The 17,157-nt window shown below is 38.6% G+C and carries 13 protein-coding genes; 8 read left to right on the forward strand and 5 right to left on the reverse strand.

What is annotated here, in order from left to right:
- Positions 1-208: 208 nt before the first annotated feature.
- From ACZ5A8_RS07490 to arsB, 4 genes are all read left to right on the forward strand, one after another.
- Positions 209-487 (forward strand): MoaD/ThiS family protein, encoded by a 279-nt coding sequence (locus ACZ5A8_RS07490; protein ID WP_464533116.1) that lies wholly within the window; start codon positions 209-211, stop codon positions 485-487.
- A 121-nt stretch (positions 488-608) separates the two neighbouring features.
- Positions 609-1,067, forward strand: coding sequence for a DUF1890 family protein (locus ACZ5A8_RS07495; protein WP_464533117.1), 459 nt, complete (start codon positions 609-611; stop codon positions 1,065-1,067).
- Positions 1,064-1,438: a DUF1894 domain-containing protein gene (locus ACZ5A8_RS07500; RefSeq protein WP_464533119.1), complete on the forward strand. Its 375-nt coding sequence runs from the start codon at positions 1,064-1,066 to the stop codon at positions 1,436-1,438. Before ACZ5A8_RS07495 ends, ACZ5A8_RS07500 begins: the two co-directional genes overlap by 4 nt.
- Before the next feature lie 515 nt (positions 1,439-1,953).
- A complete protein-coding gene (gene arsB, locus ACZ5A8_RS07505) occupies positions 1,954-2,964 on the forward strand; it encodes an ACR3 family arsenite efflux transporter (protein WP_464534053.1) in 1,011 nt (336 codons plus the stop codon).
- Between the two features lie 458 nt (positions 2,965-3,422).
- Here arsB and ACZ5A8_RS07510 read toward each other — a convergent pair whose 3' ends face one another.
- Entirely contained in the window at positions 3,423-4,709 is a 1,287-nt protein-coding gene (locus ACZ5A8_RS07510) for a transposase (protein WP_464529292.1), read from the reverse strand.
- A gap of 41 nt (positions 4,710-4,750) precedes the next feature.
- On the opposite strand from ACZ5A8_RS07510, the gene ACZ5A8_RS07515 reads away from it, so the two are divergent.
- Complete coding sequence (locus ACZ5A8_RS07515) at positions 4,751-5,515, forward strand: hypothetical protein (RefSeq protein WP_464533120.1); 765 nt, start codon at positions 4,751-4,753, stop codon at positions 5,513-5,515.
- A 368-nt stretch (positions 5,516-5,883) separates the two neighbouring features.
- Here ACZ5A8_RS07515 and ACZ5A8_RS07520 read toward each other — a convergent pair whose 3' ends face one another.
- Positions 5,884-6,867 (reverse strand): DHHA1 domain-containing protein, encoded by a 984-nt coding sequence (locus tag ACZ5A8_RS07520; RefSeq protein WP_464533122.1) that lies wholly within the window; start codon positions 6,865-6,867, stop codon positions 5,884-5,886.
- 341 nt (positions 6,868-7,208) lie between these two features.
- Between ACZ5A8_RS07520 and ACZ5A8_RS07525 the strand changes: the two genes are divergently transcribed.
- Entirely contained in the window at positions 7,209-7,337 is a 129-nt protein-coding gene (locus tag ACZ5A8_RS07525) for a hypothetical protein (RefSeq protein ID WP_464533123.1), read from the forward strand.
- 63 nt (positions 7,338-7,400) lie between these two features.
- On the opposite strand, the gene ACZ5A8_RS07530 is transcribed toward ACZ5A8_RS07525, so the two are convergent.
- Positions 7,401-8,996, reverse strand: a complete 1,596-nt coding sequence (locus tag ACZ5A8_RS07530) for a BatD family protein (RefSeq protein WP_464533125.1) — start codon at positions 8,994-8,996, stop codon at positions 7,401-7,403.
- 744 nt (positions 8,997-9,740) lie between these two features.
- Here ACZ5A8_RS07530 and ACZ5A8_RS07535 point away from each other — a divergent pair.
- Positions 9,741-10,655 (forward strand): Nif3-like dinuclear metal center hexameric protein, encoded by a 915-nt coding sequence (locus ACZ5A8_RS07535; protein WP_464533126.1) that lies wholly within the window; start codon positions 9,741-9,743, stop codon positions 10,653-10,655.
- 201 nt (positions 10,656-10,856) lie between these two features.
- Here ACZ5A8_RS07535 and ACZ5A8_RS07540 read toward each other — a convergent pair whose 3' ends face one another.
- Positions 10,857-11,672, reverse strand: coding sequence for an HD domain-containing protein (locus ACZ5A8_RS07540; protein ID WP_464533127.1), 816 nt, complete (start codon positions 11,670-11,672; stop codon positions 10,857-10,859).
- Between the two features lie 885 nt (positions 11,673-12,557).
- Between ACZ5A8_RS07540 and ACZ5A8_RS07545 the strand changes: the two genes are divergently transcribed.
- On the forward strand, positions 12,558-15,920 hold the full coding sequence (locus ACZ5A8_RS07545; RefSeq protein ID WP_464533129.1) for a tetratricopeptide repeat protein: 3,363 nt from the start codon (positions 12,558-12,560) through the stop codon (positions 15,918-15,920).
- Positions 15,921-16,650: 730 nt separating this feature from the next.
- Here ACZ5A8_RS07545 and ACZ5A8_RS07550 read toward each other — a convergent pair.
- Positions 16,651-16,830, reverse strand: coding sequence for a hypothetical protein (locus ACZ5A8_RS07550; protein ID WP_229391926.1), 180 nt, complete (start codon positions 16,828-16,830; stop codon positions 16,651-16,653).
- Between the last annotated feature and the right edge of the window lie 327 nt (positions 16,831-17,157).

The following is a 17,157-nucleotide window of genomic DNA, read 5'->3' on the forward strand; positions in this document are numbered from 1 at the left end:
ATATATGCCACCCATTTGATTTGATACCAATCGCTTGATTTGGATTGTTTTGTTCTGCCAGTTCCACAAGCTTTAAATTTTCGAACCGCATTCACAATTGTGAATATTCTGGAAAGGGCACTTATTGGTAAAATACTTTTTGTCACAGGACAGCCCGCACTTTAAGAATATGCTACTACGAAGCTATGTACAATGCCAGGTGAGAACCATGAAAATCAGGATACGAACCTTTGCTAAAGTAAAGGACATTCTCGGAGCGGATAGTTTTCTTGAATGTCAGGACGGCACCTCAATGAAGGAACTTCTTAAAGCACTTCGCGAGAGAGCCGGAAAATCTGAAGATCAGCTATTTTCAAGGGATGGAGACCTGCACAGTAATCTGGTTTTGATGATGAATGGTGCACGAATTTATGAAGAAGACATCGATTCTCTAACAGTTTCAGAAGGAGATGAAATTACACTTTTTTCTCCGGTATCAGGAGGATAATCCTTAACGAAAAAATATCGGAGAACAAAATCAGTTTCCACATAAATCTTATTCGTAAAAATTGAACTTGAGAATTAGCCTATACCCCATTTATATGATAAAATACTAAGAGATGACTTTTATGACAGATGCAAGAGTGCTTCTTATGATGGGATGTCCTGAGGTCCCGATTCAAACCAGTATTGCCCTGTACCTTTCGCATAAGCTGACTACCTCAGGATTCGATGTAACCGTTGCCGGGACAGCAGCTGCAAGCAAGCTTTTGAAGGTATCTGATTCTGACGGATATTATGCAAAAAAGCTGGTGGATCTCGATAAAACCATAGAGGATATAATTGAAAAAAGAACGGATTTCGATAAGTGCTTCGCCTTTATGCATAATGATGCCGGAATGACTTATGCAGCGACCATGAGCTCCATTTCTAAGGCAAAAATTTATTCAATTGTCTTTGGCAGGCACGCTGAAGAATTAGCCCAGACAATAGAGTTCGATTGCGATAAAATCGTTACACCGGATGTTCACAATCCTGTTCGTCTCAAGAACAAGCTGGATAAAATAATGGAGGAGATAGCAAAATGAGCTGTATTGAACAGATGAAGTACACGATCCTCCTGGAAAGGATAAGCTTTAAGGAAGCCAGAGAGTACATTGAGAAAAACTCGGATGAAGTCTATTATGTATCCCCGGGTTACAAGATCTTCAAGGACTACTATATAATAGGAATACCACCCGTTGCTGTGGGTTCTAAGGGCAACGCTCTCGTTTTTACCTATACTAAGCCCTGTCACGGAAGTTTTGTCCTTAGCATAGACAATGAAGATAGTATAAAGGAGATAAATCGGCTCAGGGAATCGGAAAAAGAAAAGGCAACAGCTTCAGTAAAGAAGGGAATAACTCCTGAAAGCTCCAGGGCATCCACAACCAGCTACCAGGATCTATGGAAAGAGTAAAATCTCTGGACGCAATGATGATAACAGAAATAGGTCCAATATAGAGTAAATATAGAGTAAAAGGAATTTCCTCTCTATGTTCTACAAACTTTTTGGATCAGTTATCGCGTAAATCTTCTTTTTTGCATTATGCCGACTATTCAATTTGATGCTACCGTCTGATTTGGACAGTTCTGTTTTGCTATTCCATAACCTTTAAATTTTTGAATAGCATTCACAATTGTGAATATTCTGAAAAAGGGCACTTAATGATAAAATACTCTTTGCTACAGGGTAGCCCGCACTTAAGAAGATGCTTGACAATCCGAGTACAAGCGATGTGAGAATAATGAAAATCAGATGCGAACCTTTGATAAGGTAAAGGAGATTCTCGGAGAGAGTAGTTTTCTTGAGGATTTTTATTCAGATCTGCTGGAGCGATAAGTAACTAAAAAATAGAGGTGTTTGTTCTGGAAAACGCTGTATCAAAATTATCATTTCTGGATCGTTATTTAACCTTATGGATTTTTCTGGCTATGTTTGCAGGTGTAAGCTTAGGCTTTGTTTTTCCCGGCTTTGCAGACTTTTTAAAAAGCCTATCAATTGGTACCACATCTATTCCCATTGCCATTGGTTTAATAGTTATGATGTATCCTCCTCTGGCAAGGGTTAAATATGAGGAATTGGGCAAAGTGTTCAAAAATCGTAAGGTGTTGAGCTTATCCTTGTTACAAAACTGGATTATTGGCCCGGTTCTGATGTTCATCCTGGCGGTTATATTTCTCAGAGAATATCCGGAATATATGGCAGGTATCATTCTAATTGGGCTGGCAAGGTGCATCGCCATGGTGATAGTCTGGAATACCCTGGCATATGGAGACAATGAATATGCAGCTGCTCTGGTCGCCTTCAATTCTATATTTCAGGTAATTTTTTACTCAGTATTTGCTTATGTATTCATAACTCTGCTGCCTGAATGGCTGGGGCTTAGCGGTATGGAAGTAAATGTTTCTATGGGAGAGGTTGCCCAGAGTGTTGCCATTTATCTCGGTATCCCCTTTGCCGCTGGTTTTTTAACCCGCTACTTCTTGCGTCCTTTTAAGGGAGTCGAATGGTACGATGGAAAATTCGTTCCAAAATCCAGCCCGATTGCTCTTTACGCCTTGCTGTTTACGATTATCGTGATGTTCTCTTTAAAAGGTGAATATATTGTTACCCTGCCGTTAGATGTGGTAAGGATTTCTATCCCTCTCTTAATCTATTTTGTAATTATGTTTTGTGTCTCTTTTTTTGTCGCTAGGAAAATAGGGATAAACTACGGACAGACGACATCACTTTCTTTTACAGCGGCAAGTAACAACTTCGAACTGGCAATTGCCGTAGCGGTAGCTGTTTTTGGCATAAATTCCGGGCAGGCGTTTGCAGCAGTTATAGGTCCTTTGATTGAAGTGCCTGTAATGATCGGTCTTGTAAACGTAGCCCTCTACTGGAGAAACAGGTATTTTACAGAAAACTACAATCCAGACTTAAATTACAGTTCAGCCTGAAAAACAGAAACAAAAAAACCCTGAAACTGGTTTTGAAGTCAACTATGCTGCATATATCTATCAGTAGGATTTACACACTTGAGGACAAAATCAAGTACATTAGACATAAGTACAATAGATATCGCGATTAAATGTGTGTTTTAGAGAGTTAAAGGTTTAAAGCATACTAATTTTTCAGTTCAACCGCGTAAGTCCTATATCAGTAAAGAGGATCTCAAATTAATCCTTATAACCTCTCATAAAATTGGAGTCTTTTTAATTTTTTATGGTTCTTCTCCAATTTTAAAAAAACAATTGAATTTCACCCAAATCCCTTAACATTTTTCCTCATTTTGGAAAAGTCGCTCCACTAATATCTAGATTTTGTACATCAATTTCTTATTTTTGCCATAATTATTCGATAGCTACCGCTGTAAAGCTGCAGATTAAAACTGAAAGTTTCCATTTACTCTTTACTTTTATCCATACTGGAATCTTGCCCTCATTAAGGGTGAGAATCCTTTCCATTTACCAGTACTGAAACACCGTTTGTTGAAATAAGTAAATAAATTGTAACAAAAATTAGTTAGGCCACTATCGGTTTTAAATGATCTTGCTTTGTCTACGATATCACCTATCAAAGAAAATATCTGTTCCATTGTATTATCTGTCTCAGGTGTAAACCCTTTTTTCAAGAAGCTTACATTTTTCTTGAAAATCTCTTCTGCATAAGAAATCGCTTTCTGAGACGCTTTTGAAAGTTCCAGATTAGAGTAGAATTCTCGTATCTTTTGAATACATACAACAGCACTGATGACCGTATCAGAACGTATCAACTGATATATTTCATTGGACACAACCTTATCATTATCTGGAATATCTTCAACAGAGTTGAATTCTTCATAGTATCTCTTGCTAACGTTTTTTAATTGATGAAACACACAAAAGGAGTGAGCTACTTCAGGGAAGACACTCTTTACAGCTCCAATGATTGCTTTATCTTCATCAGAAACAATTTTTTGTATTTTGCCTTCAGGAAATCGGTTTTTTATTCGTCTGAAAAGAGGAATCAGAGCTTCAATCGTTGGTAATCTGTCAGTTACCTCAAAATCCAAAACTACCTTTTCTTTAGTAGCAATAACGTAAACAGATTGATATCGCATTTTTTTCCATTCTTTTTCTGTAAGCTTTCTTCCAATCAACTCTTCAAGTCTCTTTTTCCAGCCTTTTTTGATCCAATCCCCATCAACATACAATGTTTCATCAAAGCCAATCTCTTGATCTAAAAGTTCTTGCTTTGAAAGTTCTGCATGTTTCTGTTCATATAACCATAATGAAGTTGCACAAGGAGCTCTACCACAGAAGGCTGTCAAGCCTTCTGTATATGTTTCTCCAATTTGCCGAGAATTGTGTAGACTGCATCGTCCATCATATCTAACATTCATTTGTTTATCATAATATTCAGAACTGTAATTTGCAGAACCAGGAACACCAATAATCTGATCATGAAAAGGTTTCTTACAAACAGGACAAAACCAGTATGTAACATTGAGAGCTATAGTGCCGTGACTTGATAAAATAAAACGAGTGTAGTGAGAGTTCACATGTAACTTATTGCCACAATCAGCACAATGAGTAGGAGATAATACGGAAAACATAGGATAGTATCGATTTCCAACCAAAACTTTTGGCAAAGGAATCATTATTTTACCGTCAACTACCGTTTTTATCATTGACTTATCTATTGCGACATTTCCTTTTCCCATAAATAGAAAATTTATCTCAATATAATTAAAATTTTATTGTTTTGCATGATTTATGGAGAAAATATGAAGACCAGAAAATAATAAAAAGTCTCGAATTTCTTGAATGGACTTATTTATTGAATTCACAGCTGTCACCAAGTAACAAAAAAAATAAGCTTGAGAAATTACTTGATAAATATAGTTATAATTATTTTTATCAAGATTATATTTTCATACCTGGAAAGCAGCAAAAGTTAATATTTCCATCAAATCCCCGTAATAGAGATGACGTAATAAACTATCAATTAAACGAATATTTCGGGGATTATTTTGAGTTTAATATCGACCCGATTGTCCGGAAAATTACACCGGATGTACTTAATTGGTTACTGTGGAAAGTTAAAAGGATCGATGGTGGATTTGTTGGAATACCTCTTCAAATTACTGATATAGATGAGTATGACTCATCAGCTCGATTAAATGGTGGAACACTTAGAGTTAGTACCAATGGAGTTGAAGATAATCCACATTCTATGTTATCAATGGCATGTGAAGGGCAGTGTCACGGACTTGGCTTATCATTGATATACAACGGAGATCGATTCTCATTTGATTTGTTTGTAGAAGGTGGCTATATACCAAAATGGAGAAAAGTTCCTAGGTACAATGATAATATTGAAATTAATAGAATACTAGTTATAAACAAAATCAGTCAAGAAATAATTCCATTTATTTATAAACAATATTTCCGCGGTAAAAAAGATTGGGATATATTAAAACCACAAATTAAGAGTGATTTAAGACAAGAAGTAAGTTCATTGCTATAATTCATTCTTTGAGATCAGCGGTAAAAATTTATCAGGCTAAACACAACCCAAATGTGTATCTAGTATACATACTATTTCTAATTTTCATTTTCTTTAGCATGCAATATATTACCAATTATTTAAAAATATGAATAACACGTATGAGTTATGTCATGTTAACTCCGAGCTTATCCCAAAACTAAGAATTACTTCCTAAATCTCGAATTTGTAATAATCAATTGATCTTCTGATTCGAGGAATAGATCTGAAAATCTTATTGGTGTGAAAATAAACCTGGTTTTGATGAGCTCTATTATAATATTGAGCGCCCTACAAAGATAATCTCAATATTTATGCCGCTTTCAGCTGCAGTTTTACTGGTTTCCATTTTATTTTACCTCACTTGCTTCCCCGAGTCTGGCATCGAAAGCCCGGAGAAAAACCTCCAGCGAATCCTCAGGGATGCGCGCTCCTGCTGCAACAGGGTGCCCGCCGCCGCTTCCTCCAAACCTGGGTGCAACCGAACGAAGGATATGGTTTATATCCATATTTCCACGGGAACGTATGCTAAGATCATATACGCCTTTTCTCTCGCGGTATTCGGCTGCAATTCCAACTTCCCTATGTCCGTAGGAGGCGGCATAGATCGCTGCCTTTGAAATGGAGTTATTCGTATTTACAATATACGCGCTGTTTCTCAGGACTTCTACATGTTCTTTTACAAAAAGCCGGATTTTCTCTTCATTAATTGCAGCTTTCCTGGCAAGCTCAAGCAAATCAGGGATATTTGAAGGAATCGTGTCTTTTGATAATGGTTCAAGCAGGGTTCTTTTAAACTCGTATTCTTTTCCTTTATGAATTATTGCCTGGATCAGGGCTCCAGCCTGGAAATAGAGGCTTCTTTTATCCCAGTCTTTTACCCAGCTTTTTACACAGGGCGTGTTATCACAGAAATCGCCTATAGCCCCGTAAATTGCTACTCTTCTCATTTCCTGGCTTAGAAAGTCTTCAAAAACCCTGTATGTCAGTTCTGAGGAACATACTCCCGTATCATGGTAAAACCATTCTTCTTTTCCGCAACTTTCCGGAAGGGGGTGGTGGTCTATGTAGTATAGATTGCATTTTTCCGAAAAATCCTCAAGTACTGAATGGAGTTCTGAGCAGTGCCTTTCCTCGATTGCAATGTCACAGATTATGAGGGTTTCGACGTCTTCTATAAGGTTTAATTTGTCAAGAAGACTGACAGGGCTTGTAAAGTATACATATGCATTAGGGTAAGCACTTTTTGCAATTGCCCCCGAACATATCCCGTCAGAGTCTCCATGGGTAAGGATCAGGGTTTTTGCTTTAAGCCGGTTCTGGGGTTCCTTCATGATCCAATTCCTTTTTTTGCTGTTAGAATGTATACTTTATTTTTGATCTCTTTGTAAGGCATCGATTTTCTCACTTTATGTTCGATTATAGAAGAGTTCTATCATTCGGACTGCAGATTTATTAATCTATTATTCTAATTGGATTCATTCTAATTGGATTCTAATTTGTTGGCAGCTCCTTATTAATCAGTTGATAATATTCCTAAATATCCGAAAAATAAGATTTTTCAGTTTTCTCTTCGGTGCCGCATAGGTCTGTAGCTGAACTCAAATCGAAAAAACAACACGTGAAACTATAATGCTATTAAAGAAAGCTGATGCTGTGGATAATACAACTCAGGATGAGAAATACTTCTTTTTACATAGGTGAGGAAAAAATAGGACAGGCAGGTAAAAAAGGTAACCATGCAGGAAAATTAACAGCCTCATATGCCTTGTCTTGCAGTCTGGTAAATGCAGGAGCCAGATGACAAAAAAAGGATTCTCCGAAAAACCCGGGAGAATCCAGAACAACAGTTAACTGTTTTAGTCTTTCAGGCGCGTCTCTTCCTCATGAACCCTGTAACCGCCAGAATTCCTGCTACTGCAAGGAAGAAACCGAATCCCGGTGTATCCCCATAGTCTTCTTCCGTACCGCCTGTATTCGCCTGGCTCGAAGGTTCATTTTTCTCCTGGTTGGACTCGGTTGATCCTCCCGGTTGTGCGCTGCTTCCTTCAAGTGTCATCGGCGTTCCGACATAAACAACAGGAGTCTCTGAGCTGACCTCTCCTGAATATTTATCGAGGTCAAGGAAAGTTGCTTTACAGGCAGGAATCTTGATTTCCCCTTCTTTATGCATTTGCAGAATATAAGTGATGGTTTTTGAGCCACCCTTTTTTTCAAGAACCTGCTTGAAGCTAGTATCTCCACTAATAAGCTTAGCTTCAGAAGGTATTGTATCGGTTACTGTTACACTTGCATCAACGTTTCCTGTGTTCTTTGTGATGACCGTTACAGTCAGTTCGTCTCCAGAGTTTAGCTGCTGCTTGTCAACAGTTTTCGTAATTTCAATATAGGGCCCGTAGATCATTATCTTTTCCGAAGAGTTAGAGGTGATTTTTCCACTCTCTCCATTGGGAAGAGTGAAAGTAGCTACAATTGCCGGGAATGTAAACTCCCCTGGCTTCTCTGGAATGAGGGCGTACTTAAAAATATCCTCAACTGTTTCCCCAGACTTTAGAGAAATTTTTTTTTCAAGTGTTGCATCGTTTTGAAGGTGCATATTGGACATAATCGAGTCTTTAAGTACGATATCATTTATGTTACAGAGCCCAGAATTCCTTGCATTGACTGAGACAGGGATAATATCTCCCATATGACGTTCTTTGACAAAATTCTTTGATATAGTAAGATCCCATTTTTTTGATACTGTTATATTTTTATAACCTATGCTTTCGTACTTCTTGCCCCCAATGTCCTCACAAGTGGTTTTTACAGTTATATTATAATGGGTATCTTCCCACGGGGCAGATGCTTTGAGCGTGAGATTTACAGGCTGAACAGTTCCTTTCTTAGGAATCTCTGTATATGTATGCTTCATTTTTCCGTTGATCACTTCCAGTCCACAAGTATCTACATTTAGTACAACATTTTCTGCCTTTGCTTCACCATCATTTTTAATAGTTATTTTTAGATCGATCCTGCTATCAGAATCATACCTATCTTTTTTAGTTTCAACATCTATGTCAAAACTTGGCTTTCCTCTTACGAGAATATCCAGTTGAGCATATGGATTCCAGTTTCCGGTCTTAAATTCCTTTCCATCTTTTTTGATTATTTCATAATTAGGGTCCACATTCTGGGCATAAACCTTTATCTCATTATTATAATCGAATTCCAACCCTGCCGTAAGAGGAGAAGTCTTTAATTTTTCCCCGTCCTTTGAGATTGAAACGAAAACCATCTTATTTTCATTGAAATCCTCTGCTTTTATTTCATAACCTTCTACAACTATCGTATTTCCCCAGTAAAGTTTTGCCGCATCTTTTTTCTCCACCCATTCTACTTCATCTGCCGCGAAAGCAGTAATTGAAAGGACGGAAAAGATAAAAACGGCAAGTAATGCAATCAGTGCAATTCTTTTAGCCATGGTTACCTTCCTTGATTTTGATGCTGTTTACAACAGATCCGGGGAACCGGAAACGTGCATTTTGTACTTCTGTGAAATTTATAGCTCACTAAAGTATAACTTACTAAATGTTGTGATAACATAAAGATATATTTTTTAGATATGATATGTGATTACAGTCAAATTATATTTTTATTCAATATTATTTTCGCCCCCAACATACCCCATATGAGCAAATTATATTCAGATCTGTATTTCCAGTATTATTTTTATAAATATGAACTTTATCGCTTTTTGGCAGTATTTTCATTTTTATTCCTATGGTTTTTGAAATATTCAAATTTCCTTAATTTTTTTCAAAGAATTCATCTCTTAAAAATAACTTATTCAAGTCTCTAGAAAATATCTTCATATATTCTATTTTAATTTTTGCTAATATTTTAGCAAACATCCTGAAAAAACTATATTCTTTAGAATGGAATAGTCCTTGATCCTACTGAAGTAAAGAAGAAAAAAGCCATAGGTAAGATTAACAGAAAAGCCTGTCAGGACCTAAACAGAACTGAGTTTAGAGGCATAAATCAAACCAATGATCACAATAATTAGTCAGAAAAGTCAGATAATTAAGAATAAAATGGCTTTTGGGATAATCTCCATAACTGACATTTCAGTAAGGGCTGGAATTAAATGTTATAAACACTTAATCTGGATTTAGCCGGAGAAAACCAGTAATTTTAACTTTCCCGGTCTGCGGAGATTTTTTCCATGAAGCTTATAAAAATTGTGCAGGTTCTTGAAAAGATAGCTCCAGCTGAGCTTGCGGATGACTTTGATAAGGGCAAGATCGGGCTGGTCCTTGGTCTTAAAGATGACGTAAACAGGGTTGCGGTCGCCCTGGATGCAAACCCATATACCCTTAAAAAAGCTGCAGAAATTGGAGCGGAAATACTGATTACCCATCACACTCTGATCTTTCATCCAGTAAATATGATTTCAAAATCCCTGGCAGCCTCCCTTAAAATTGCTCTTGAAAACGGGATATCCCTTTACAGCATGCATACTAATTACGATCGAGCCGAAGGAGGGATCAATGATGCTCTTGCCGCCCGCCTGAGACTCAAAAATACCAGGGCTGTAGAAACAGGCAGGATAGGGGAAATTGAATCCTGCTCTTCAGCTGAACTGGCAGCCCATGTTTCGGATTGCCTGCAGACCCCTGTCATGTACTCAGGGGAAAAGCAGGAAATCAAAAAGGTAATGGTTGTAGGAGGCAGCGGCTTTCGAAATGAATACCTTGAAATCGCCAGGAAAAATGGAGTTGACGCATTTATCTCATCAGAGCTCAAGCATGATATTCTCCGGGCGTACGAAGATCTTTGCCTGGTTGACGCAACCCATTATGCCACGGAGAACCCGGGTATGGAAGCCCTATGTCCCAGGCTGCGCAGCCTTCTTGAAATTGAAGTGGAATTCATTGACCAGCCTTCCGGACTCAGGGCAGTTAACTGCACGGTTGACAAAAATAAAGCTGCGTTCGACGTAAAAGAAGGATCATGTAAGCAGGAAGAAACTGGAAAGGATTCTCTTGAGTTAATACTTGAAAAACAGTTAAAAAACCAGATACGCTCAGATTACCGGCGCAGCCTGGGAAATGAAAATCGCAGGAGATATATCGAGTGAGATGTTTCAACCAATGACAATTTGACCAAGGATGCTTCAACCAATACTACTTCGGCCAATGATGCTTTAACCAATATTACCTTGAGTACGGTTCAATATAGATTTCAATACGATAGCTTACACATCTCAAATATCTATATGGGCAATATGTTTCGAAGAAGCTTTCCAGGAGCCGGCTTATTTAAGACTTAATTTCCGATTTTAATGTTTACTGCCACTTTCTCTGGCCCCTGATTCTATTGAATTCAAATAGCTTTCAAAATGCCATTTCAAAACGTCCGTTTCTTTTGTTTCAGGCAGGCAGGACATAATTACCTCCAGATATCCGTACTCTTTAAGAAGGGAAAAAGTTGCAGAAAAGTTTATATCAAAAATCCAGCTAAGACGGAGAAGTTTCACATCATTTCTATTTTTCATATCCCCAATTTTTGCCATTCTGTTACCCAAGATCTCTGATACTATAGGCTCCGAATACCCCAGGGCATCTGGCAGATATAGTTCAAGCGCCGGGTTATGGCGTTTTCCTTCTTCCAAATATTCTTCGCTGGCAAGCCTCAGGATGTCAATTTTATCTGCATCCCTTATCAGCTTTGAGTAAAAATAAAGTTTACTGAAGGTTTTTATATACTCCGGAATCTCCATCAGGTTATGATATTCTACAGCTTTCAGGATGATGTTTTCTTCTTCTCCTGAAAGACGGGAGAGAACCCTTTCCTCATTCAGAATTCTTATGCCCAGCAAGGCATGGTTTTCCGATTCAGAATCTCTAAACGTTTTATATTTCATGAACTGTTCAAAACGTCCCAGGTCATGAAACAGGGCTATTGTCTCAGCAAGCATGCACTCCTTTTCGCTTATCTTCTCAGACTTTGCAAGTAAAAGGATATTTTCACAAACTCTCCCGGTGTGTTCTATCTTTAGCTCAATATTTTCCTTAATAAGAGAGTCAGGAGAAAAGAATCTATTTACATACTCGAAAAACCATTTCCGGAAAAAATCCAGGTCTTCTTTCTGCATACTTCTGCAATAAGAAATATTGATGTATATACTTTACGCATAATACTTTACGCATAATGCTTAAAACATAATGCTTTAAACATAATGCTTTAAACATATTTTAATGATGTTATACTGAAAAGGTTTTTGCTGTTTTAATAACAATACTAATTGCCCAGGCAAAATAAGGGAATTATAATTCCCCCATAATAAAAAACTTGCAATGTACTGGAACTTAACCGTAACCAGTAAGCATTATAACTAACTTTAATAAATTTAATGTTTCCTGTGAATCTAATAGTTTCCTGTGAATAGAACATTCTGAGAAATATAACAATAAGATGAGAATTTAACAGTCTTATGAGAGTCTTATGGGAGTTCTATAAAAATAGTAAAAATATGATAACCATTCATTGGTCATCGGTTAAGGAAAAATCGTTATCACTTGCATTGATTTTCATAAAATTTGTTAAATTATTCATCAAATGCAAAACTGGAATCTGATATCGATTTCAATTTAAACACTAAACATTTGGGTTTGAGTTTTTCCGTCGAAATCGAGATCCGCAGCTCAAAATCCTTAACCGAATACAAATGGATAACCATTATATAATCCGGATAATTTCGACCCAAACTGCATAAATTATATAAGGAAGGAACTCCTCAAATTAAATGAGTATTTGCTGGGAGATTATAGGACGAAATTAGGCCCAGGCTGGATAATTATCTATGGGGGGAGCAAAAGGAATTTATTTCGTTACTTTTATATCTGAATGTTCTCGTTTACATTGTTTAAGAAATTACATATCAGAGTGACTTTAAATTATACTGATAACTAATAGACTACTGACAGACTGCTTATAAAAATTTTTCGCAGGAACTCATTAGAATAAATCGGGGTATTTAATGAGCTCAATTCAAAAAATTTATTTGATCATTTGTTCTTTCATTCTTCTGGCCTTTGTTTTATCTTTTACCTCAGGTTTTTTACCTGCAGCAGGAGCGGCTGAGAGCCAGAAGAATATTGTAGAAGATAACGTACCTGTTGCTCTCACTCTTGAAGAGGTACTTGCGCAGCGTCCGGCTTCTGTAGAAGGCCTGTTAAGTAAAGGCAATAATCTCTATTCTCTCAAAGAATATGAGCTTTCTATAGGATGCTTTGAAGATGCACTTAAAATGGATTCTAACTCATCGATGGCATGGTATGGAAAAGGATGTGCTCTGGCCGCGCTGGAGAGATACGAAGAATCAATTGTCTGCTATGACAGGGCTATCGAAACCTTCCCGGTTTCTTACGGTGTCTGGTACGAAAAGGGTAATGAGCAGCTTAAGACACAAAATTATGTAGAGGCTATCAACTCTTACGAAAAAAGTCTCGCTATGGATAACTACCTTTCCAGAGTCTGGTTCCAGAAAGCAATTGCTTCTGAGAAACTCAGTCTTGATCAGGAGGCTTTAGCCTCTTATGAGAGATCAATTGAACTTGGCTCCAACTCTTCCGAAACTCTCCAAATGCAGGGAAAAGCTTACGCAGGACTTGAGAAATACAAAGAAGCAATGAGCTGTTTTGAGATGGCTCTTAATATTACTCCTGACGATTTTGAACTCCTGACTCAGAAAGGAACAATGTATGATATGTCAGGAGATTATGAAGCTGCAATAAAGTGTTACGATCAGGCTATCTCCCTTAATCCTGACCTTGTAGAGGCCTGGTATAATAAAGGTGTAGACCTTGAGAGGATGGAAATGTATCAGGATGCCCTGACCTGTTATGAATTTGTCCTCCTTTCAGAGCCTGAAAACCTTAATGCCCTGCAGAAGAAAGGATCCTGCCTCGAACAGCTTGGTAGAAATGAAGAGGCTTTGCATTGCTATGATGAGATACTTGTTTACAGCCCTGACAACACCGAGGCATGGTACGGCAAAGGTTCCGTGCTTAATGAGATGGGAGAATACGACGCTGCAATAGTCTGCTATGATAGGGCCCTTAATCCTAATGTGGGAGTTGAGGTAGAGGAAGCTGGCGAGGGTCTTCTCGAAAAGCTTAATGCTTACGACTCTTCACTTGCCAGTTACTCTGAAACTCCCGAGTTTAAATCCCCTGCAATTAAAATATGGTACGATAAAGGACTGGCTTTTGACAAGCTTGAGAATTATGAGTCTGCCCTTGAATGTTATGATCGGATTCTTGAAACCGAATCAGGACATGCAACGGTCTGGTACATGAAGGGTCAGGACCTTGACAGACTTAACAGATATGCAGAAGCTGCTGATTGCTACGATAAAGCCCTTAAACTGGATTCCGGATATGCCAAAGTCTGGTATAAAAAAGGCTATGATTCTTCAAAACTTGAGCAGTACAAAGATGCTGTAAAAAGTTATAACGAAGCCATTGATCTTGATGAAAATTACACGCTTGCATGGTACGGTAAAGCTTTTGCCCTGGTAAAAACAGGAGAATACGAAGGAGCTCTGGAGTGTTATGACAGAGTTCTTGCCGTTGCCCCTGATAGTGCCGAAATCTGGTACAACAAAGGTCTTCTCCTTGATCAGCTCGAAAGATACCAGGAAGCTTCAGACTGTTACAGTCAGGCTCTCCAGATAAATTCAGGGTATTCTATTGCCCGTTTCAGATTGAACAAGAATATGGAATTGTTATCTGGAAACTCGACCTCCAGAACAGTTGAAGGTAAAAGTATGGATGTCAGCCCACAGAAGGCAATTTCAGGAGGTTTCTGGACTTACCTTCAGGGCTACAAGTACTTAAGTTCTGAAAACAGCTCGGACTTTTCAGGAAACTTTAACGACCTGAGTCCGGAGTTCGGTTACGATGCAGCATGGTACGGCAAAGCTTCAACCTACAGCAAACTTGAGATGTATGAGGACGCGCTTTATTCTTACGACATGGCTCTTGCAATTAATCCTGTACGCACTGAAGCCTGGTATGAGAAAGGCTCTGCCCTTGACAAACTCGGACGGAGCGAAGAAGCTCTGGAATGTTATAAAAAAGCCCTGGACATTGACCCGCAGTCGAGTAATGCCTGGTATGGTATAGCTTCTACCTCGAGTAATCTTGGAAGGTCTGAAGAAGCAGTTGCTTACTATGATCAATTACTTGCTCTTAACTCCAGTGATCCTGAAGCTCTCCAGGGTAAATCTCTTGCCCTTGTAAGCCTCGGTAGGTATGAGGAAGCAGTCGCCTGTTTCAATCCTCTTCTTGAACTTGAGCCTGAAAACATAGAGGCTCTGGAAGGCAGAGCTTTTGCTTTAGCCAGATCTGAAAGGCAGGAAGAGGCTCTTGAAGATTATGATAGAATCATGGAGCTTGATCCTACCAATTCGAAGGTGCTGGCTGAGAAAGCCTCTTTGTTTGAAGAACTTGGCAGGTATGAGGAAGCCTCTTCAACATATGGGGAGATTCTTAAGATTACGCCTGAAAACAGAGAGATAATGTACCGGCAGGGCAAGGCTCTGGAAGCTGCGGGAAATTTCGAAGCGGCAATTGCCTGTTATGATCAAATTCTTACGCTGGACCCGAAAAATGTTGATGCGATTAATAACAAGGGTTTTGCGTTCTCTAAAATGGAGAGATATCAGGAAGCAATTGCCAGCTATGACAAAGCCCTCGAATACTCTCCAGACAACGCCGCAGCCTGGTATTTCAAAGGGTGCGCTTATTTCGCAATAAGCAGTAACAATGCCGCTCTTGATTGCTTTAATAAAACAGTGCAGTTAAAGCCGGACTGCATAACGGCATGGTATAATAAGGGATATCTGCATAATGTAATGGGAGAAGTTAATGAGTCGGTTAACTCCTATGACAGTGCTCTTGCAATAAATCCCAATTCGCCTTCTGCCCTTTATAATAAGCGTTTTGCCCACTACCGCATAAAGGATTACGATGAAGCTTCGATATGCAAGGCAAGACTTGATGCCATGGACCCTGGCTTTGTAGCAGCCCTTCAGAACAGAGGAACCCGTATCTTCATCCCCGAAGCATATAGAGGCGACATCAACTATCCGCTGCCCTCGAGATGGTATGGTGGAGAGGAAAATATTTTAGAGAACGCCAGCATAAACATAACTGAAATTTCTCAGCAGCTAAACAACAATTCCTCTGCATCTGGGGAGAAATATAAAGGCACTGATGAGTATAATGCTGGGTCTTCTGAAGATACAGGATACTGGTATATTCCTGAACCCGAAGAAGATGAGAAAAATGAAAATGAAAATGAAAACTGGTATGTTCCAGAGCCCGATGAGGTCTAAAGGGTTAAAATAAGCTAAAGGGTTAAAATAAGCTGAAAAAAAGATTCCGGTATGCACGTAAAATTCAGGCATACCGGAAAAATTATTTTCAAAGAGAGCAGATAAAAGTTGTTCCTGTTAGCAAATTTTCTATATTTTATTATACAACTGTAGTTCTCTTTACAATCTAAAGTTACTGAATTGAATTCAGGTTCTTTTTTGACTGAATTTTCAGGAATGGCTCATATTGCAACCCGATTTTGCTATGCTTGCATGCGAGCGGTCTTTCTATGAAAAAAGGACATTAGAGAAACCAAACATATAAAAGCATAAAAAATACGTAAATCAAATAAGTTAAAAAAATCTGTAAGTGTATGAAAAAGAATCAAATACCTGAAAAAAATAAAACTAATAAAAAACAGAACAAAATAAAAGTTGCAATAAAAAAAGTGGGTTGCCTGAATGTTGCCAGAAACGGCCGTTCCCTCTTTTTCCTCCAGTCCCTTCCAGATCCGCCTCTTGATATGGCAGGTAGCCGGATTGCTTTCCTGAAACTGCTGTTTCCTTGTTGGTTTCCGACACCCGCGAACCAGTTCTCAGATTGCAAGAGGGTGGTGCGAATGTTGGCCAGAAGCCTTGAGGGCTCCCTTGTTTGTTTCGACACCGGTGCTGGGCGGCAAGAATGTTGGCCAGAAACCCCTGGCGGGCTTCCTTGTTGGTTTCTGACACCCATGCCTTTTCTCTAGGGGGTTCAGACTTCGAGGTCTGCCCCAAGGATTCTCGCTTCGACAGATCCTTTTTCTGGGCTCGGCTTTCCGATAGCGGTCCCGAGCAAAACGATCCAGCCAACAGGAAACAGTATCAGCAGAAGGCTATAAGCAGCAATTGCTGTTACTATCGATTTTCCTGCAAGCTTTTTCAGAGTATCCATTGGTACTCCACCCCTGGCGTGGTTGTCTTTTATTACTTGCGTCGTTTCGATAGGTGGGCAATATTTACCCAGTCTTACCCAATGTCTTCAATATTGTGCGTAGTACACAATAGCATACAATACTATACAGGTCCTGACTTATATAGATTTTCCAAAAATAATATTACCGTCGGTATATTTTTTGTACTGATTAACAATGATAGACTACCAGGACAATTTCTCATGTTTTTTAATATTCTTTCATATACATACAGTAATTCCCACAATTCTCAAAACAACGGTGTATTTAAAGTTTTCTACCGGTCCCCCGTATATTGCCACCATACC

The sequence above is a fragment of the Methanosarcina subterranea genome, from assembly GCF_055385895.1.